Genomic DNA, 19,722 nt, shown 5'->3' on the forward strand with positions numbered 1-19,722 from the left:
TGGCGTCCTGATGTAGCTGAATTGCAATAGAGGTGGGGCGGGTGAACGGCGGCGCTCTCCGCGTTCGAGTCAGGCGGCGGCAATGGCAACCTCCAACCCCACTGCCGTCGCTCAATCACTGCGCCCCGCAGACGTTCCCTATTGGATTCGAACAGCGAACCCCGTGATTGATCTCGACGTCCGAGTTCGAATCAGTCTCGGGGCGCTCAATGGTTCCCTTTGCGCCGAATACTGTGAAGGGCACGCGCTCCCATTGGCCCACTTCAGCCGATGTGCCTCTACGCTGCGGCAGCCTGCTCGCGTATACGACGGGCTTCGTCGCGCAAGAACTGCTGGTAATCGTCCAGATCGCCGTCGAAGGGCTCGACGCCGCCCTTGGTGACCAGCCAGAACTCGTCACAAACGGCGCGCAGCAGAGCGCGGTCGTGACTGACCAACATCACAGTGCCTTCGAATTCGTTGAGCGCCATGCCGAGCGCTTCGCGTGTGGCCAAGTCGAGGTGGTTGGTAGGCTCGTCGAGCAGCAGCAGGTTCGGGCGCTGCCACACGATCATGCACAACACGAGCCGCGCCTTTTCGCCGCCGCTCATCGTGCTGACCGCCTGATGGACCATGTCGCCACTGAAATTGAAGGTGCCAAGGAAGGTGCGAAGGGATTGTTCGGTTCCACTCTGGCCGGGGGCGCGCATGTGAGCCGGCGTGCCCTTTGCAAGGCGGATCATGTGTTCCATCGGCGTGTCGAGCGGGCGCAGCACGTCGAGTTCCTGCTGCGCGAAGTAGCCGATATTCAGGCCTTTGCCTTCGCTGATTTCGCCAGCGATCGGCGCCAGCGCATGCGCCACCGTCTTCACCAGCGTGGACTTGCCCTGGCCGTTGGCACCGAGAATGCCGATGCGCTGCCCGGCCAGCACGGAACGGTTGATGCCTCGTACGATGACCGTGGGCGGCGTGCCCGGCAGTGCGCCGGCTGGCGCCGGGTAGCCGAAGCTCGTGTCCAGCATCGACAGCAGCGGGTTCGGGACGTTGAGCGGCTCCTTGAACTCGAAGTTGAACTCTGCGTCGGCAAGCACCGGTGCGATCTTCTCCATGCGTTCGAGCGCCTTGACACGGCTCTGCGCCTGCTTCGCCTTCGAGGCCTTGGCCTTGAAACGGTCGATGAATTTCTGCAGGTGGGCGATCTTGTCCGCCTGCTTGGCCATCGCGGCCTGCTGCAATACGAGCTGTTCAGCTCGCATGTCTTCAAATTTGCTGTAGTTGCCGCCATAGCGCACGAGTTGGGCGTTGTCGACGTGCACCGTCACCTGCGTCACCGCATCGAGAAACTCGCGGTCGTGGCTGATCACTACGAGGGTTCCTTGATAGCGCTTGAGCCAGGCTTCCAGCCAGACCAGCGCGTCGAGGTCAAGGTGATTCGTTGGCTCGTCGAGCAGCAGCAGGTCGGACGGGCACATGAGCGCGCGCGCCAGTTGCAGACGCATGCGCCAGCCGCCTGAGAAACTGTTGACCGGCTGACTAAGCTGCGCGGCGCTGAAGCCAAGGCCCAGGATCAGCGCTTGGGCACGGGCAGGGGCATCGTGCGCACCGGCGTCGTGCAGGGCCATGTAGGCGTGTGCCATGCGCATGCCGTCGTCGCTGGCCTCGGCGGCGGCGACTTCGGTCTGCGCGGCCAACAGCGCGGTGTCACCCTCGACTACGAAGTCGGTCGCGCTTTGCTCGGTTTCCGGCATCTCCTGCGCGACCTGGCCCATCTTCCATGCAGCGGGAATCGAGAACTCGCCGCTGTCTTCGTGCAGCGTGCCGTTGAGAAGGCCGAAGAAGGATGACTTGCCGGCGCCATTGCGGCCGACAAGACCGATCTTTTCGCCGGGGTTGAAGGTGACGGATGCGCGGTCAAGTACGACATTGACGCCACGACGCAGCGTGACATTACGGACGGAAATCATAGGGAGCTACTTCGGAGAGGAATGGCATGATAGCCGACTGGGCGTGCAGGGCTGCCGCTTTTCTGGCCGCGCTGGGCGTTCCGGCGGCGGGGCACGCGAACATTGCGGCAAATGACGGTGCTGGCCGGCCTCAGCCCTTGGCCCGCCCAGGCCAGCGCTCGTTGGTGCCAGATGCAACTGCCGACCCTTCTGCGGCGCTCGACCCAGCCAGCCGGGGTGGCTGGTGGTTGGCCGGCAGCCGACGATTGATCCTGGATGCCTGTTCGCGAAAGCTCTGGCACTCAAGCGGCAGTATCGCGGACTCGCGCCCTAATCTGGCATCGGGTGGTATCTGCCCCAACCGAGAAAGTCGTTACGTTTTTGTGCAGCCTCCTCGTAGCTGTCTGCCTCGAATGAAGTCAGCAACTCCGGCACACCCTCAAAGTCTGACTTCTCGGAAGCAAATTTTCCATGTTCGAGAAGGGCAAACTCTACCCCTCCTTGGGGACTTCTGGAGGTCCATAGCTCATATGTTTTCCGCATCGAAATCTCCTCTATCGAACAAATGCTATACCTTCCATGATTTCAATGCCCGCAGCCCGAGTCAGCGCCAGTTCATGACTGCACATCAGGCGCTCACCGACCTGAAAGCAATGGCTGAGTCTGGTCGGTCTCGGTCAGATGCTCACGGCGAAGCTGCCGCCGTCTCTGACAGACCTGTTCCTCGCCGGTTTGATGCTTCAGTGGTTGATCCACTGGTATTGGAGCGTCAGCGTGATTGCCGTGTAGTCACCTGCCGCCCGGGTGATGAGGCCCTTCGATGCCGCCAGCTTGGCCGACCAGCCAGGCACGATCGGGACTGACAGCGTGACGCCATAGCGTGAGTTCTGCTGACGATCTGCATTGGGGATGCCATTTATCGACGTGCGGCCGCCGCTATAGAAGCCGGCGTCTGCCGCGACCCACAGGGCGGGCCGGAACTGATAACCGACATGCCACTGCAACACGCCGAGCGGCGACTGCTCGCGCCGCTTGTCGCCCAGAAAAGCGTTGTTGTCGCCGAACAGCCACACGCCGGCAGACAACTCGCTAAACCAGTTGCCGATCGGCTGAGACAGGCCGATTTCCGGCTTGAAGGCCCAGCGATGGGTCCCAACGTTGACCAGCCGAGAGGCATCGTACTGGCCGGTAGGTGCTACAACTGTGAGGCTCGCACCGAGCATGGTGTCCGGCGCCCGTTTCATGAACTCGGCCGGTGTCAGCGCGGGGCCGCCAAGGAGATTGATGGCCAAGCGCACGCGGGCATCGCCGATCCCCGCCCGATGGACCGCGGTCGGCGCGTCGAGCACGTTGCCACTGACGTCGCCACTCGCGAAGGGTGCAAGCAGGCCGATCGAGGCAGTCCGCCCGGCCAGATCAAACACGTGCACATAGCCTGCCCCGAAGATGTTGATTCTGGAGCTTACATCGGTGATGGGCAGCGACGGGTCAGTGAGCACGTCCCCCGAGAGCCGGGTATAGGTAGCGGCGAGGAAGTTTGTCCCGATAGGTGCGGCAGAATAGCTGCGTGGCTCGAGTTCTTGCGCGTGGGCCGGCATTGTGCAGCACCACAGGGCAAGCCACATCCACAAGGTGACCAGGGTGCGTCCAGGGCAGACCATGCCGACGGCCTCACGGATCAAAGTGCAATGAGACTAACACGGGGCGCGTTGGATCGGCGAAGCACATGCCTCGTGCGATCACCATGCACACAAACGCCATCGAATGCCCGGCCTGCATTATTGATACGTTCAATTGGCCAGTCTGATGCTACCGGCCGTATTCGACCCATCTGGGACATCTGACAGCATCGAGGTGAGCGGCTGCTTCGGCTAGAAGCAGAAGTTCGCGAGATACCCCACAAATGAGAACTCATGCATGAGGCGCGCGCTGCATTGCGGAATGGAAAAAATTCATCGACGCGCCGGACGAACGTAGAGCGTCTCAAACGTTGCAGGAATCTCGGCCAGCTCGGTCTCCAAATACGACACAGTCGAGATGGACGTGAGCCAATTCAAATACACCCCATTGTCGAAGTATGACTCGAACAGGCTCAAAGCCTGTAGACGTGACCCTTCCGGGATGAGCGCGGACGCGGGCGGCGCTCCGCTGTCGTCGGCAGTCGACAATTCGGGCCGCAGGCAATGCGACCCATCCCATTCAACGGACGGTCGCGCATTCTCGGGAAACTGCGACGGCCATTTCACGCTGCCGTTCAAGATGTCCTTGGCGCCTACCATCCACGCAATGATTTGGGCGCGCCAGTGCGGTGATGGTATGGCAAGCACGGAGCGCAGCCACGGAACCACCAACGGCTCGGGCAAATACTTCAGGCAAAAGAACATCGATGCCGAAAAGTCGCCGCTTGCGTCCCACCACACCCATACACGATTAGGATTGTTGTTGGAGCGGTGCAGGACGTTCCCGAGCGAGATGTCCGAGCCGTCCCAACACTGGCTGTCCATCATGCAACGACCGAGGGTCAGGAGGGCGTCATCACGGAACCCCTTGTAAGGCTCCTGATATATGCCGTTGGGATATACGGCCATGAACGCTGTGATTAAGCATTCCAACGTATAGGACACGAAGGCTTCATGGCTTCTCGCAAGGAGTTCTCCGAGAAGGTAGTGATACCACTTGTGCCATTCCTCTTGCGGGCCGAACGAGCTCGTGCCGCTCGCGATTTCGACGAGGGGCTCTTGAAGTTCGCTGGCAGTCAGCTTATCAAGGTCGCCAAGCAGCTCAGTGAACATCCTCCTTTGTTCCCCCATGAACCATGCCTCTCCCATGGGCTGGTCTGGCCTACGGAACTGCGACCGAAGCCGGCGCAAAGCCAGCGTATCGACGCCCTTTCCGGGAATCCATTGGAATTGTTCCATGTCGAGCCTGTTCAGAATTGAGTATCGTTATTCACAGTGCGACTTTATCCGATTCCGCTTCAGCGGCCTGTCGCGAGCTCAATGCCTACGATGCCAACGAGATCACGTTGTTATGGACACGTCCAATTGATTCGCCGGCCTCTCCCATCAGATGACGTCCGCTTCCGACCATACCGTATGACCGCTCCTGGGCCGGAAGCAGCCTTCAGAAGCCTCGTCTCAGAGCGTCGCCTTCTGGCCGAGAAGCGCCCGATCACCTTGGCGGCCCAACCTGGCCACAGGCGGCGGAAGACGACCCTTAGCGGCCGGTAGCGATTCCCGCGAACGGTCATTTGATAGACCACATTCTGGCGACACACTGGCCAAATTAAGGCTAGGCGGCTGGTGGGCCAAGTAGCGGATCTGGCCACCGCCGTCCGTCGCCAGGCGCAGGTCCGCGGGCGAACGCTCCCTCTCTACACGCAACCCCCGCCACAGCGTAGGCCGACAGCTTAGTGGATACTCCCATCTACTGATACAGCAATACCTCGCTTCTCAAGCATTATTCGAGCCGTGACGGCTATGAACCCCTTCGGATTCTTTGAGACGTCCCGAAGCACTGCTATCGCCTCCACTGACTCGGTGCGCTCGAGAAGAGCTCCTGCTGCCGCAAAGCGCACGGCTTCAGCTCCATGCCAGAGTAACGGGTGCAGAAGAGCATCTATCTCCCCCCGTCTATGCCAGTGCTCAATTATTGCTCGGGATTTGTCAGATATCTTGTTGGCTGGCTTATGGCCTTTCTCTTTCAGCACCGCCCAGAAGTCTTGCGCGTAAGTCGCAAACAACTCCCGCGCTGAATCGATATCGTCTCTGTGGCTCATTAAAAATGCCCAGTGTTCTACTACGTTGATCACCATTCGATGCAATTGCCAAAATCCGGCAATTGCAGATGTCGGGCGGGACAACAATGCCCGTGGACAGATTGTCGACGATCTAGGAAGCGCGTGTCGACGGGCCGCTTCTGGCCGGGCGCGGCCGGACGCCGAGCACAACCGAGCGTTCCTCCTGGACCGGTCCGCGTTGGGCGGAAGACGACCCTTCTCAGCCGTTCAATCGTGGGGAGCGAACGGCCGCATCTCGGCGAATACTGGTCATCGTGCCTGCGGCATGCTGGCGGTGGGTCCGACCTCCCACTATGGCACTGCCAATTCCAATGTCTCGTCGATGCTCGGCCAGGGGTGGGTCGGTGTCATCGTGGTCAGAGAGGAACACGCGCTGTGGCCCGGCCTGGCGAGTTAGTCAGCGACGATATCTTCCGCGCAATCAATCCACCCAGGCGTTCGACTGCTTGATCACCGCGGATCACGTGCGCATTTCCGTCTCCACGAAGGCAGGCAGTTGTGCCGTGCTCAACGTAGCGGGTTCCACCCCTCCCACTCATGTGAATAATTCGGCTCATCGGCCTGCAGCCTTGTCGCGCAGGAAGGCGACAAGAGTCGTAAACGCACGCGTCTGGTAGCGGGCCGGCATGTACAGCAGGTACATGGTGGTGCGCAGGAACGCCAGGTCCTGCGGAGGCAGGGGCAACTGCAACAAGGTGCCGGCCGCCAGGTCGCGCTCCACCATGTAGCGGGGCACCAGGCCGACGCCCAGGCCCTGAAGGATGGCGTCGCGCAGGAAGAAGAAATTGGCCGACATAAGACGGGGTCGGATAGGCCGTGTCCCGCCGGCCGCGCCGGCCCAGCCCGCCGCGTGAAGTTTCTGGCCGGTCAGTTCCGACGTGATCAGCGGCAGGTCTCGAAACTGGTCGAGGGTGTGCGGCATGCCGTATTGGCTTACCAGCTCCGGCGTGGCGCAGGCCACGTACTCGACATCGCCCAGGCTATGGGCCACGGCATTGGCGGGCGTTTCCGCCATGACACGGATGGAGAAGTCCACCGCGCCCTTGATCAGGTCCTCGATGTCGTTATCGAAAATCACATTGAGCGTGATGGCCGGGTACATCGTCATGAATTCGATAAACCAGGCCGACATGGTGTGCTGGCCGAATCCGCTTGGCACGCTGAGCCGCACCGTGCCGCTCAGGCGCTTGCCCAGGCTCTGCACCGACTCCTGGGCCGCCATCAACTCGTGGCGGATCGCGCGGCCATGTTCGTAGAGCTGCCATCCCAGTTCCGTGGGTTCGAGCTGCCGGGTGCTGCGCCTCAGCAGTTCGGCGCCCAACTGCCGCTCGAAATGGTTGAGCCGCTTGCTCACATTGGCGCGGCTCATGCCGAGCTGGTTTGCAGCTCGGCTCAGGTTTCCGGCGTCGATGATTTCGACCAGCAATGCCAGCGCGTTCAGGTCCATTGTCAACCTTGAGTATTCATATATGTTGAAAACCGGTTGCAATTGTCAAGCATTCGGAACATATGGACAATCACCGCTGGTAAAGAAAACCGGACCTCCCTGCAGGCACAGATCCGGACGCGGGGAGACGCAATCAATGAAGCAAGAAAATATGGCATCGCTGCCGCTGGCCGGTGTGCGGGTGCTGGACCTGTCGCGTGTGCTGGCAGGACCGATGTGCGCGATGGCGCTGGCCGACCTGGGCGCGGACGTCATCAAGGTGGAACATCCCGCCCGTGGCGACGACACCCGAGACTGGGGCGTGCGCATCGGCACGCGCAATACCTCCTATTTCAATAGCGCGAACCGCAACAAGCGGTCCGTGACACTCGATCTGCAAAGCGAGGCCGGTCTGGCGCTGGCACGCCAACTGGCCGCGCAGTGCGACGTGGTCATCCAGAACTTCAAGGTGGGCGGAGCGGAGAAGCTCGGCCTGGGTTACGAGCAGCTCAGCGAAATCAATCCGCGCCTGGTCTACTGCTCGATTTCCGGTTATGCGCGTTTTACGCCGGAAGCGGAACGTCCGGGCTACGACCTCGTCGTGCAGGGCGAGTCCGGCGTGATGGCTACCAACGGCGAGGCCGGGCAGGGGCCGCTGAAGTTCGGCGTGGCAGCGGTCGACATGTTCACGGGCATGTATTCGGCCCAGGCGATCCTGGCTGCGCTGTTTGCGCGCCAGTCCACCGGCCGTGGCCGACACGTGCAGATGGCGCTCTACGACTGCGGCGTGATGATCACGTCCTACTACGGCATGGAAGCCTTGCTCAAGGCCGGCGATCCACCCAAGTTCGGCAATGCGCATCCGTCCATCGTGCCGTACGGCGTGTTCGAGGCCGCCGATGGCCCGCTGGTGATCACGGTCGGCAACAACGGACAGTTCCAGCGCTTCTGCCGCGAGGTCATCGACTGCCCCGAATGGGCCGATGACGAACGCTTTGCCACCAACACGGCGCGCTCGGCCCATCGCGATGTACTCCTCGCGGAGGTACGGGAGCGGCTGCAGCGCTTTACGCGCGCCGAGCTGCTGCAACGCCTGACGGCCGCGCAGATTCCGTGCGGCGAGGTGCTGGGCATGCTGGATGCCTTGCAATCGGAACGCACCGCGCAGGCTGGCCTGCTGCATCGCTTCGAGGACAGCGAGGCCGGTGCCCAGGCGGTGCTCGCCCCGCCGTATGCGCTCGATGGGCAGCGACTGCCCGTTCGCATGCCGCCGCCCCACATGGGAGAGCACACACATGAAGTGTTCAAGGAATTGCTAAAGCTCGACGACAGCGCCATCGCGGATCTGCAATCCAGAGGCGTGATTTGACACCCCGAATTTTCGATCGACAGGAGACAAGACAATGACCAAGCTGCTAATCAGCCGCCGCCAGGTACTGAAGGCCGGCGCTGCCGCGTCGATGGCCGCCGTGATGCCCTCGGTGCTGGCCAAGACCGGCTGGCCCGACAAGTTCATCAAGATGGTGGTCGCATTCCCTGCCGGTGGCCCCACCGATACCGCCGCGCGCATCGTGGCGCAGAAGCTGTCGGGACGGCTCGGCCAGCAGGTCATCATCGAAAACAAGCCCGGCGCATCGGGCTCGATCGGCACCGCCAGCTTTATCCGCAGCCCCGCCGACGGCTACAACCTGTCGATGTTCGGCATGCCGGCCTTGCTGGCGCCGCTGATGTACAAGACCAATGCCTACGATGTGAAGAAGGACTTTCTGTCCGTGGCCACGGTCTACGTACTGCCGATGGCCATCGTCATCAACCCGGCCGTGGTGCCCCATGTCGAAACGCTGCCTGATCTGATCCGCTTCGCCAAGGCAAGCAAGACGCCGTTGAGCTACACCAGCTCCGGCACCGGCAGCTTCGGCCATCTGGCCATGGAGCAGTTGAAGGACCTAGGCGGTTTCGATGTGCTGCACGTGCCTTACCGTGGTAGCGCGCCCGCCGTGGCTGACCTGCTCGGCGGCCAGGTGGGCATCATGTTCGCCGACGTCGTGGCGGCCCTGCCTCATATCCGCGCCGGCAAGCTCAAGGCCATCGCGCTGAGCTCGCCCAACGCCCGCGTGCTGTTGCCTGGCGTGAAGACCGTGTCGGAGCAAGGCTTCCCGGGCTTCGACTTCGACTCTTGGGGTGGCCTGATCGCGCCACTGGACACGCCGCAACCCATCGTCGACCGGATCGCCAGCGAAACGCGCGACATCATCGGCAAGGACAAGGAGTTGCAGCAGAAGCTGGTCAGCGCAGGGGCGATTGCATCGTTCCAGGACGGCAAGGAGATGCAGGCGCGCCTCAACAAGGACTACGACCGCTGGAGCGCCATCGTCAAGGCCAAGGGCATCAGTGCAAGCTGACGCTCGCTAGCGGTGGTGGTTAGCCTCTATGAACGGTTCCACCAATCCGTTGCATTGACCGGTTGAATCCGCAGCATGAACGGCCATCCGCCGACGCAGCCGAACCGCCCAACCCTCCTGGCTGACCGTCGGCTACACTGAGTTTCGTCCGAGTTCGGCGTTATTTATGACCTCGGGAGAAGCTTCCCGATTGCCTGATGCCGGACTCCTTACCCAGGATGCTGCGCATGACGATTCCCGACACACCGGCTGAAGCCCACGCTCCGGGCACCTGGCGGTTCCGCGCCGGCATTGGTGTCTTCGTGCTCGCGTACGCGGTTTGGGGCCTCGTCCCAATCGCAGCCTTTGCGGGCGTATCCGCCACCGGTATCGCGACGCTGACGGGCGGGATCGTGGTCGTCAATAAGATCATGCTGCTGGCTAGCATCGCAGTGATGGGCAAGCCGGGATTCGAGCGGCTGAAGGCTCTGCTGTTGCGCCGCCTCAGCCCTCCTGGCGACACCGTGGGGCCGACACGTCACGCCATCGGCCTCGTGATGTTCTGCCTGCCACTGGCCTCGGCCATGTTCGAACCCTACGTGGATGCGATCTGGCCCGGGCTTCGGCCAAAGATGTGGGAGGCACAGTTGGTCGGCGACCTGATGCTGGTCGCAAGCTTCTTCGTGCTCGGCGGCGATTTCTGGAACAAGTTTCGGGCGCTGTTCACCCGTACTACGAGAACGCTGGATGATGGCGGGTCGGGGTCTCGCGCGTGACCAGAAATATTGGTGACGTGGCGAAAATGTCCTGCGTGACGACGGGATTTGGTCGTCGAAATCTGTCAGGGTCGCGAGGGTGCGTAGAAGCTAACATGCGACGAAAATAAGCCTACGAAGGTCGCAGGTTGGGTGACGGTGCAAGGGTCAGTCACGACATGAAGCGGCCTATGCATGTATGCCCGAAGCATTTCAGTCCCTCCGGTGCAGGGGATAGGTTCCTTAACGTTTGGCTGGAGTAGCGGAACCCGCGCAACAAGCACGTCCTTCTTGAATGGGCGGGCACTTGACCGAGCCATACGAACAGAAGACACAACAGTCGCCAGACTTCGGGGAAAGCAAGGCTTTGCACCTCGTGCATTCATAGAAATAGATGCAAGCGTCAGTCGGCATCACTTCGACCGACACGTATCCGCAATGCGGGCAGGTCAACGCGGACTCAAGCATGGTTGTCGTCATTTTCATTGCTCCCATGCACAAAAATCGGCTGTGAATCGTCAACAATTCTACCGCCAAGACGAACATCGCTTTCTGGCCGATACCGGCCGACCGTGGCAAGGTCTCGCCGCGAGCAGGAGTGGGTTCGCACTGCTTACGTAATTGTGAATAGTTTCTGTATTAGTGCAGGGCTAACGCTAACGTTGATATATAGGAAAAGGCGAGGGCGAGAGGGCGCACCCATCTGCGGCGAGCCAGCGTTGCGCTCGTCGCTTGCGGATTCGCTTATCGTGCCGACCTATCGCTCTGCAGCTTGGTGGGCACCGTCAAGATAGGGGTCACGAGCGCTGTTTCTCGCGCCGTCAGTGAAGACATCGCGTGGGCGATGCACTTGATCCATGGTGGTTCCATGGTTTTGAGGTGACGTATCGGCAGCGGATGCCAATGGCGCAATGGAGGCCAGGGTGGCAATAAGCGAGGCGGTGAGGATCAGTCGACGGGGTGTATTCATTATGCTCTCCTTTGAGTTGCGCAGTAGAAAGCCCCTGCGTGGAGAAAAGTCTAGGCCCTTGTCCGCTACCGATTGATGGCTAAACAATTACGTTATTGAAATGTAGATATGCGATAAATATGATTGAAAATTACAGATAGCCGTTAAGGTGGCCATTTCCATGGAAATATAATCGCCTCCTGTTTATGACAGAGCGATCAAGAATCGTGAGAAGGAAAGTAGTATTGATGATTCGAAAGCGGAGCCGCTTTCTACACGGATAGCGACGATGTTGCCCACTAGGTATGCGGGATTGTCCTATTGTCAGGAAATTCCAGTTGGAAGGACGTAGTGGCATTCAGTACGGAGCGAACAGAAACCGCTCCGTGGTGAAGGTCCATGATGGTTTTGACGATTGCAAGCCCAATTCCCGATGATTCACCAGAGTTGGCGCGCGCGGGGTCTGCGCGAAAAAAGCGGTCGAAGAGGAGGGATAGATGCTCCGGGGCAATGCCTGGTCCGACGTTTTCCACCTTAACTTGAGCGACACCTCCAGTGTGTCGACCGTGAACGGTTACTCTGGTGCCCTCATTGGCATAGCGGATTGCGTTTGAGAGCAAGTTACTTAACGCGCGTCGGAAGAGCGTTGGGTCTGCGAAAACCTTCCCTTGCGCATTCACCTGGATGGTTATTTGCCGTGCTTCCGCCAATGATTCAAAGTAGTCTGCCTGTCGATGCAGTTCCTCGCGAAGGTCGAGCTCCGTAGCGCGAATGGCTACCCGTGCATTGTCGGCTCTTGCCAGGAAGAGCATGTTCTCAATCATTCGAGAAAGGCGCTCATACTCTTCAACATTCGAGACCAGCAGCGATTGGTACTCTTCAATAGATCGGTCGCTGCTCAGTGCGACTTGGGTCTGTCCGAGCAGATTGGTAATTGGCGTACGGAAGTCGTGGGCAAGGTCCGCTGAAAACTGCGAAAGCCTATCGTACCGTTCGCGGAGACGGTCGATCATTCTCTGCAGGGCGCGCGCCAAATCATCTAATTCCGCAGGCAGCCTGGATGGATCAACGGGTAGCGCTCCACTTGTAAAGGTCACTGAGGCCGTGCCGGCTGCGATACTTCGCAATGGCGCCATGCCAGCCCGAAGCGCCGCGTATCCCAGCCCGCCTGCACCGACTGTGCCCAAGAGGACTGCGATAAATAGTTTCCAGCGATAGTCTCGCAGGAGGGAAACACGACTGCTAGCGACCTGATACAGTTCCACCACTACAGGTGATGCCTCACCGCTGACGCTAGCCTTGATAGTGGTCATGCGTACCGGCATGTCGCTCGGTGTGCTCCAGGCCTGAATTGACCCGGCCGCGTCCCGCACTTTGGCGTAAGCGCCGCCAGCAATCGGCTTTATCCCATACCTTGCACCGGCCGCCGCCAACTGCACGCCGCGCGCATCCAATATGCGGATGCCGAACTCCTCGTTTCCTTTCACCACGCCAAGTACCTCCTCCCATCGGTTTTCGGTGGGGGAGCTTCGAAGCTCAGCTAGTTCCTGTTGGGCTCGCGCGGCTTTGCGGAGAAGTTCAGCGTCGTCGCGATCGATGATTTGGCTTGCGAGGGAACCATACAGATAGATTCCCACGCCGGAAAAAGTTAGTCCGGCGATCAGGGCAAATGCAAGTGCGAGCCGAGCGGTAAGCGACCTTTTACGCATCAAGACTGTCGGTTCTCAAGGACGTAGCCGATGCCGCGGACGCTATGGATAAGTTTGGGAGCGTAAGTGTCATCCATCTTCGCTCGAAGGCGTCGAATCGCCACGTCCACGACGTTCGTGTCGCTGTCGAAGTTCATATCCCAAACGTGTGAGGCGATTTGCGTGCGACTAAGGACTTCGCCGTGTCGTCGCGCGAGGAAGTGGAGCAATGCGAACTCCCTGGGCGATAAGTCGATGCGTATTCCTCCTCGGGAGACTCGGTGACGCAAAAGGTCGATTTCCAAGTCCTCGATTTCGATGCGCTCAGCCTCGCGCGCTGGTCCGCGCCGCAGCAGCGTCCGGGCACGCGCTAGCAATTCTACGAAAGCAAAGGGTTTTGCGAGGTAGTCATCGCCGCCAAGCTCGAGCCCTTTCACTCTGTCCTCGACTTCATCGCGTGCGGTCAGGAAGAGCACGGGCGTATCTTTGTGTTCCCGGAGTTCCTTGAGCACCTCCCATCCGTTCATGCCAGGCAGCATGACATCAAGGATGACCAGGTCGTAGTCCCCGTCGATTGCGTGGTGCAGGCCATCCCGTCCAGTCGACGCAAGATCGACGACGAAGGATGACTCGGTGAGGCCCTTCCGGAGGTACTCGCCAGTCTTAGGTTCATCTTCGATTACCAAGATCTTCATGTTCTCATCCTCAACTGCACGGGGCCGCAGTTCAAACGATGCTGCCGATGATAACGGCGCAGGTTCGCCTATTGGATGACAAGACTGTAATCGTTTCGTCCCCGTTTGAAAGGGTGTTGCGTACATAGAATCGCCGCTAATTCTGGATGACCGGCGCCGACAGCGCCTGGAGTGAACCATGTGGATTGTGCGGCTTGCGCTACGTCGGCCATATACTTTTGTCGTCTTGGCAATACTTTTGCTTTTGGCCGGGCCGTTGGCCATTCTGCGCACGCCAACAGACATTTTTCCTTCCATTGACATCCCAGTTGTTAGCGTCGTGTGGAGCTACAACGGCCTTTCTGCGCAAGATATGTCGCAGCGGATCGTGACAGGATATGAGCGCTCCCTTACGAACAGCGTGGATGACATCGAGCATATCGAGTCCCAAACGCTACCGGGCGTAAGCGTTATCAAGGTGTTCTTTCACCCGGGGGCAGACATAAATCGCGCTATAGCCCAGACGACGTCCGGGGCACAATCGCTTTTGAAGACGATGCCACCAGGAACGACTGCTCCACTGGTGCTGAGCTACAACGCCTCGACCGTCCCAATCCTCCGGCTAGCCCTAGGCAGTGACACGCTTCCCGAGCAAGAACTCTACGATCTGGGGAACAGCTTTATCCGTACTCAGCTTGCAACCGTGCAAGGGGCATCAATTCCTCTGCCATACGGTGGCAAGGTCCGCCAGGTGGCTGTCGACCTCAATACGGAAGCACTGCAGGCGCGAGGTCTGTCGCCTCTCGATGTGGTCAATGCGATCAACGCCCAGAATCTCACCTTGCCGGGTGGAACGGCAAAGATTGGCGCGCTTGAATATCGGGTGGACCTGAATGGCAGTACCCAAACCATCTCGGCACTCAATGACTTGCCAATTCGCAGTGGGGCGGAAGGCACGGTCTACGTGCGTGACGTCGCTCAGGTACGCGACGGCTACGCTCCTCAATTGAATGTCGTTCGGCGTGACGGAAAGCGTTCGGCACTCTTGGAGATCGAGAAGAGCGGGAACGCGTCGACGCTCTCCATCATCTCGCAAATCAAGGCACTGCTACCGGACGTGACGGCCGGATTGCCGAAATCTCTGGTGGTGCAACCCATCTCCGACCAATCAATCTTCGTGACATCTGCTATTGACGGCGTGTTGCATGAAGCATTGATAGCCGCATGCCTGACTGCGGCGATGATTCTGCTATTCCTTGGAAGCTGGCGCGCCACTCTCATTATTGCTGTCACCATTCCGCTGTCGGTCTTGGCTGCCCTCATCGCTTTGTCGGCGTTGGGCCAAACTTTGAACATCATGACGTTGGGCGGCTTGGCTCTTGCAGTAGGTGTGCTAGTAGACGATGCAACGGTAGCGATCGAGAATATTACGCACCACAGGGAGATGGGCAAGCCGCTGGAAGACGCGATCCTGGATGGGTCTGCACAGATCGCATTGCCGACGCTCGTATCTACCCTCTGCATTTGTATCGTGTTCTTGCCGATGTTCATGCTGAGCGGCGTCGCTCGTTACCTGTTCGTTCCGCTCGCAGAGGCGGTGGTGTTTGCGATGATGGCGTCGTACTTTCTCTCGCGCACCTTGATCCCCACGTTGGCCCACTATCTCTTCAGCCGAGAGCCTAGCGGGCATCATCCGGAAGGCCGCTTTGCCCGCTGGTTTTCTCGCGTGCATTCGAAATTCGAGCAGGGTTTCGAGCGTGTCCGCCAGTCCTACGCAAATGTTCTGGAGCTTGCGCTGGGATCCCCACGGCGCGCTATGGCACTTTCCGCAATGCTCTGCGTGTGCTCAATGACTTTAGTGCCGTTTCTGGGCCAGGACTTCTTCCCGGCAGTGGACAGTGGCGAGATCCGCCTTCATATGCGAGCGCGTACAGGTACGCGGATTGAAGAGACTGCGCGCCTGGTTGACCAGGTTGAGACGAAGATCCGCGCAACGGTGGGTCCCACTCATGTTGCGAGCATTGTGGACAACATCGGCCTCCCCGTCAGCGGCATCAACTTGACTTACGACTCCGCGCTGCCCATCGGAACGGGCGATGCCGAGATTCTGATCTCGTTGAATCCCTCTGCTGGAAAGTCATCGGCGCTCATCGAGAAGCTCGATGCCGAGTTGCCGGTGGCATTCCCAGGAGTGAGCTTCTCATTTTTGCCCGGTGATATGGTCAGCCAAATCCTGAACTTTGGCCTCCCTGCACCGATTGACGTGCAGATCGTGGGTAATGATGCTGCCGGAAATCGCACTGTCGCAAATGACTTGTTGCGGAAGCTGTCGGCCGTGCGCGGCCTTAGCGATCTACATCTGCAGCAACCGGATGATCAGCCTGCATTGACGGTGAACGTAGACCGCACTCGTGCGTTGCAGGCAGGGATGCAGCAACGTGACGTTGCACAGAACCTTCTTATCGCGTTATCGGGGAGTAGCCAGACGTCTCCAAACTTCTGGCTGAACCCCAAGAATGGGGTGAGCTACCCGTTGCTGATTTCGGTTCCGCAGTACGCAATGGACTCCCTCCAGACGCTGTCGAATATCCCGCTTGGGATTGGTGCGGAGACGCTTAGGCAGGGCGGTGCGGCGCAGCTTGGCCAGTTTGGCACAGTAAGTCGAAGCAGCCAGCCGGGTGTGATTTCCCATTACAACGTACAACCGGTACTCGATTTGTTTGGTTCTGTGCGGGGCCGTGACCTGGGAGCAGTGTCTGCAGACGTGCAGCGTGTCGTCGACAGTGTCCGTCCAGGCTTGCCGGCTGGCTCTCGCATTGTGGTTCGCGGCCAGGTCCAAACAATGCAGGCATCGTTTGCTGGATTGCTTGCGGGACTGGCTGCGGCCATTGCGCTGGTCTACCTCCTGATGGTCGTGAACTTCCAGTCGTGGCTGGATCCGCTTGCCATTGTCGGCGCGTTGCCGGTCGCGCTGTCCGGGATGGCATGGATGCTATTTGCCACCTACACAACGATTAGCGTCCCTGCGCTGACGGGGGCAATCATGTGCGTTGGCATTGCTACGGCTAACAGCATTCTCGTTGTTAGCCGTGCCCGGGAGCTATTGAATGAAGGGAAGGGAGCCGTCGATGCAGCGTATGAGGCAGGGTTCGGACGGTTCCGGCCTGTCGTGATGACGGCCCTTGCGATGCTGTTCGGCATGGTTCCCATGGCATTGGGAGCGGGAAGTGCGGGCGCGCAAAACGCACCGCTGGGCCGCGTCGTTATTGGCGGTCTGGCCTTTGGAACCGTCGCGACCCTCGTGCTCGTCCCCACATTCTTCGCGGTCTTGCATGGTTGGCTCGAAAAGCGAGCCAACTCGCGCCAAAACACAGTGAAAGTACAGAGTCCGGTATGACCCAAATCGAACGAAAGAACAATAGTCGCGTGCCGTTGTCCCGCAGGCACATCAAGACAGCAATCGCGGTGGGGATCGTGGCAGCTGCAGCGCTGATTGTGGGTATCGTCCCTCGAGTGCATGGTGAGGCTGCCCTGCAGAAGCGCAGTATCGACGCACAGACTCCGGTTGTCAGCATTGTTTCCCCGAAGCCGGCGACATCCTCGCAGGAGATCACGCTGCCTGCCGACGTGCGCGCCTATCAGGATGCGGCCATCCATGCGCGGGTGAATGGCTACCTTCGAAAGTGGTATGTGGATATCGGTACTGAGGTAAAGGCTGGCCAGCTGCTGGCCGAAATCGACGCTCCGGAAGTTGCCGACCAACTTCGGCAGGCACGCGCAGACGAAGAGACCGCCTCTGCCAACTACGCACTCGCGAAGACTACGGCCGACAGATGGAAGGATCTGCAGTCCACCAACTCGGTAGCGCAGCAGGAAACCGACCAGAAGGTCGCTGACATGCAGGCCAAGGCGGCATTGCTAGCTTCGGCACGCTCGAATACGGCGCGCGTCGCGCAACTGGCTTCGTACACGCAGATTCGGGCGCCGTTCGATGGTGTGATCACTGCGCGGAACGTGGACGCCGGCGCGCTTATTGATGCGGGGAGTGCGCCTAACCAGGGGCGCGAACTGTTTCACATCTCGGCAGGCAGCCGTCTTCGTGTCTATGTTCAGGTCCCACAGTCAGTGAGTGCAGCGGTTGCGCCAGGCACCAAGGCTTGGTTGGCGCTACCGCAATCGCCAGACCACCACTTCCCGGCCACAATTACGCGGACGGCGGGGGCAATGGACCCGGTGACCCGTAGTCTCCGAGTCGAGCTCGATGTGGACAGCCAAGGTGGAAAGATCCTCCCAGGTGCCTACGCCGAGGTCCATATTGTGCCGGAAGCGGATAGGGCGGGATTGGATCTGCCCGCGAGTACTCTGATGTTTCCCGCCGGCGGAGCATCGGTGGCAATCGTCGACCAAAACGGGAAGGTTGCGATTCAGAAAATCCAGTTGGGACGTGACTTTGGTTCGCACGTAGAGGTCTTGGGCGGGCTGGCTGCGAGTGCCAAGGTTATCGTGAACCCGGGGGATGGGCTCGTCGGCGGCACGCGCGTCAGAGTGTCTTCGCCGCAGAAGGTCGCGTCTCAAGGAGCTGAATCGTGAGGAGGCTGGCCATAAGTGTGGTTTGTGTATGGCTAGCGGGATGCTCTTTCGCACCGATTTACCACATTCCGGAGATGGATCTTCCAGCAAAGTATGCAGAAGCGAGCGATCCAGTCCTGAGTCAGATTCCCGCTGAGTGGTGGACGTCTTACCATGACGACGACCTTGATGCGTTAATTCGACGCATCGATGTGACAAATCAAACGCTCAAGAAATCGATAGCCCTTCTGCAAGACTCCCGAGCCCAGGCTGATGCGGCACGCGCAGCGTATTTCCCGACAGCCGGCGCGAATGCCAGCGCTACCAGTAGTCATGTGTCGGCAAACGTAGTTGGACGGTCGCTGGCCGGAAAAACTACGCCGGACCGGCTTATCGGATTCAGCGCGACCTGGGAGCCTGACCTTTTTGGGCGAATCGGCAATGCTGTCGATGCGGCAACGTCTCGGGTGCAAGCAAATGCGGATGATGTCGCCGCAGTTCGGCTGACCTTGCAGGCGGAAGTCGCTACGGATTACTTTGCGATCCGCTCGCTTGACCGCGAGGCATCGCTGCTAAGGCAGACGGTGGACGCTTATTCTTCGGTGCTCTCGATGGTCACTAACAGATATAAGGGCGGAATTGCGGCTGAGAGCGATGTTGCGCAGGCTCAGGCTCAGCGCGACAGTACTAAAGCTCAATTGGCTGACTTAACCCTTGCGCGAACACAACTACAGCATGCGCTCGCAACGCTGGTGGGCGAGCCTGCCAGTACGTTTTCGATCGCACCACATGACGCCTATGGAACGCAACTTCCTGAGATACCTGCAGCAGTTCCCAGCGAGTTATTGAAGCGACGTCCGGACATAGCCGCAGTAGAACGTCGTGTTTCGGCGGCCAATTCTCAAATCGGCGTTGCCAAGGCCGCGTTTTTTCCGAGTCTCATGCTCAATCTGAGCGGGGGTGTCGAGAGCTCAGGCTTGGCCGGACTCCTTACGGCCCCAGGTCGGTTCTGGGCGGTGGGGCCTGCCTTGGCTGCGACAATCTTCGACGGAGGGAAGCGCCAAGCCGGCGTGGACAGTGCCCAGGCGCAATTCGATGCTGCTGCGGCCGATTACCGGCAGACCGTGCTAACGGCGGTCCAAGACGTGGAGGACAACTACTCGGCCACGAGCCTCCTGAAGGAGGCTGCATCGAGTCAGGAAGCCGCAGTCCAGGCGTCGCAACGCGCGCTCGCGCAGGCGACGGATCGCTACAAGAAAGGAGCGGCAGCATACCTCGACGTTAATGTGGTGGAGGCAACGACGCTCACTAACGAACGCACGCTCGAGAGTATTCATCGACGTCAGTTAGTCTCCAGCGTAGCGCTCTTTCGCTCGCTTGGGGGAGGCTGGCAGGCTAAGGATGGGGCTGATGCTCAGACGACCAATGTCGACCCTCTGGCGACGTCAGAACCGGCGACACCGGAAGGACCACATTCGAAGCGTTAGTTGTCGCTGAAAGCCGGCAGCTCCTCCGTGCCGACTATGCATTGGGGCCAAGGCTTGCCTGGCATCGCCGGT

At 59.7% G+C, this 19,722-nt stretch carries 14 protein-coding genes; 6 read left to right on the forward strand and 8 right to left on the reverse strand.

Annotation, left to right across the window (positions count from 1 at the left end; genetic code table 11):
* Positions 1–278: 278 nt before the first annotated feature.
* The 5 genes from RN01_RS24555 to RN01_RS24580 all read right to left on the reverse strand — a co-directional run bounded on the left by RN01_RS24555 (position 279) and on the right by RN01_RS24580 (position 7,168).
* Positions 279–1,943 carry an ABC-F family ATP-binding cassette domain-containing protein gene (locus RN01_RS24555; protein ID WP_024570272.1) on the reverse strand — a complete coding sequence of 555 codons (1,665 nt, stop codon included), beginning with the start codon at positions 1,941–1,943 and terminating at the stop codon, positions 279–281.
* Between the two features lie 719 nt (positions 1,944–2,662).
* The gene (locus tag RN01_RS24565) at positions 2,663–3,547 is read right to left on the reverse strand and encodes a transporter (protein WP_223277327.1); all 885 of its coding nucleotides are present in this window, start codon (positions 3,545–3,547) and stop codon (positions 2,663–2,665) included.
* A 327-nt stretch (positions 3,548–3,874) separates the two neighbouring features.
* A complete protein-coding gene (locus RN01_RS24570) occupies positions 3,875–4,840 on the reverse strand; it encodes a hypothetical protein (protein ID WP_024570274.1) in 966 nt (321 codons plus the stop codon).
* Positions 4,841–5,331: 491 nt separating this feature from the next.
* Positions 5,332–5,736 carry a hypothetical protein gene (locus RN01_RS24575; protein WP_017515558.1) on the reverse strand — a complete coding sequence of 135 codons (405 nt, stop codon included), beginning with the start codon at positions 5,734–5,736 and terminating at the stop codon, positions 5,332–5,334.
* A 538-nt stretch (positions 5,737–6,274) separates the two neighbouring features.
* Positions 6,275–7,168 carry a LysR family transcriptional regulator gene (locus RN01_RS24580; RefSeq protein ID WP_017515557.1) on the reverse strand — a complete coding sequence of 298 codons (894 nt, stop codon included), beginning with the start codon at positions 7,166–7,168 and terminating at the stop codon, positions 6,275–6,277.
* A 136-nt stretch (positions 7,169–7,304) separates the two neighbouring features.
* Between RN01_RS24580 and RN01_RS24585 the strand changes: the two genes are divergently transcribed.
* The 3 genes from RN01_RS24585 (at position 7,305) to RN01_RS24595 (ending at position 10,304) form a co-directional block, all read left to right on the forward strand.
* A complete protein-coding gene (locus RN01_RS24585) occupies positions 7,305–8,516 on the forward strand; it encodes a CaiB/BaiF CoA-transferase family protein (RefSeq protein ID WP_024570275.1) in 1,212 nt (403 codons plus the stop codon).
* A gap of 34 nt (positions 8,517–8,550) precedes the next feature.
* The gene (locus tag RN01_RS24590; protein ID WP_011516486.1) at positions 8,551–9,549 is read left to right on the forward strand and encodes a tripartite tricarboxylate transporter substrate binding protein; all 999 of its coding nucleotides are present in this window, start codon (positions 8,551–8,553) and stop codon (positions 9,547–9,549) included.
* A 227-nt stretch (positions 9,550–9,776) separates the two neighbouring features.
* Entirely contained in the window at positions 9,777–10,304 is a 528-nt protein-coding gene (locus RN01_RS24595; RefSeq protein ID WP_024570276.1) for a transporter suffix domain-containing protein, read from the forward strand.
* Positions 10,305–10,526: 222 nt separating this feature from the next.
* Here the strand turns inward: RN01_RS24595 and RN01_RS34735 are convergent, their stop codons facing one another.
* The 3 genes from RN01_RS34735 to RN01_RS24605 form a co-directional block, all read right to left on the reverse strand.
* Entirely contained in the window at positions 10,527–10,763 is a 237-nt protein-coding gene (locus tag RN01_RS34735) for a GDCCVxC domain-containing (seleno)protein (RefSeq protein ID WP_080672850.1), read from the reverse strand.
* Positions 10,764–11,531: 768 nt separating this feature from the next.
* Positions 11,532–12,941, reverse strand: coding sequence for a heavy metal sensor histidine kinase (locus RN01_RS24600; protein WP_017512503.1), 1,410 nt, complete (start codon positions 12,939–12,941; stop codon positions 11,532–11,534).
* Positions 12,941–13,615, reverse strand: a complete 675-nt coding sequence (locus RN01_RS24605) for a heavy metal response regulator transcription factor (protein WP_008651349.1) — start codon at positions 13,613–13,615, stop codon at positions 12,941–12,943. Before RN01_RS24605 ends, RN01_RS24600 begins: the two co-directional genes overlap by 1 nt.
* A gap of 178 nt (positions 13,616–13,793) precedes the next feature.
* On the opposite strand from RN01_RS24605, the gene RN01_RS24610 reads away from it, so the two are divergent.
* From RN01_RS24610 to RN01_RS24620, 3 genes are read left to right on the forward strand one after another with little or no spacing between them, the layout of a single operon-like run.
* Positions 13,794–16,991: an efflux RND transporter permease subunit gene (locus RN01_RS24610; RefSeq protein ID WP_017512502.1), complete on the forward strand. Its 3,198-nt coding sequence runs from the start codon at positions 13,794–13,796 to the stop codon at positions 16,989–16,991.
* Positions 16,988–18,184, forward strand: coding sequence for an efflux RND transporter periplasmic adaptor subunit (locus RN01_RS24615; RefSeq protein WP_017512501.1), 1,197 nt, complete (start codon positions 16,988–16,990; stop codon positions 18,182–18,184). The genes RN01_RS24610 and RN01_RS24615 overlap by 4 nt, the downstream gene beginning before the upstream one ends.
* 17 nt (positions 18,185–18,201) lie before the next feature.
* Entirely contained in the window at positions 18,202–19,650 is a 1,449-nt protein-coding gene (locus RN01_RS24620; protein WP_255354658.1) for an efflux transporter outer membrane subunit, read from the forward strand.
* Positions 19,651–19,722: the final 72 nt, after the last annotated feature.

It is taken from the genome of Cupriavidus sp. SHE (assembly GCF_000812445.1).
Classification (GTDB): domain Bacteria; phylum Pseudomonadota; class Gammaproteobacteria; order Burkholderiales; family Burkholderiaceae; genus Cupriavidus; species Cupriavidus metallidurans.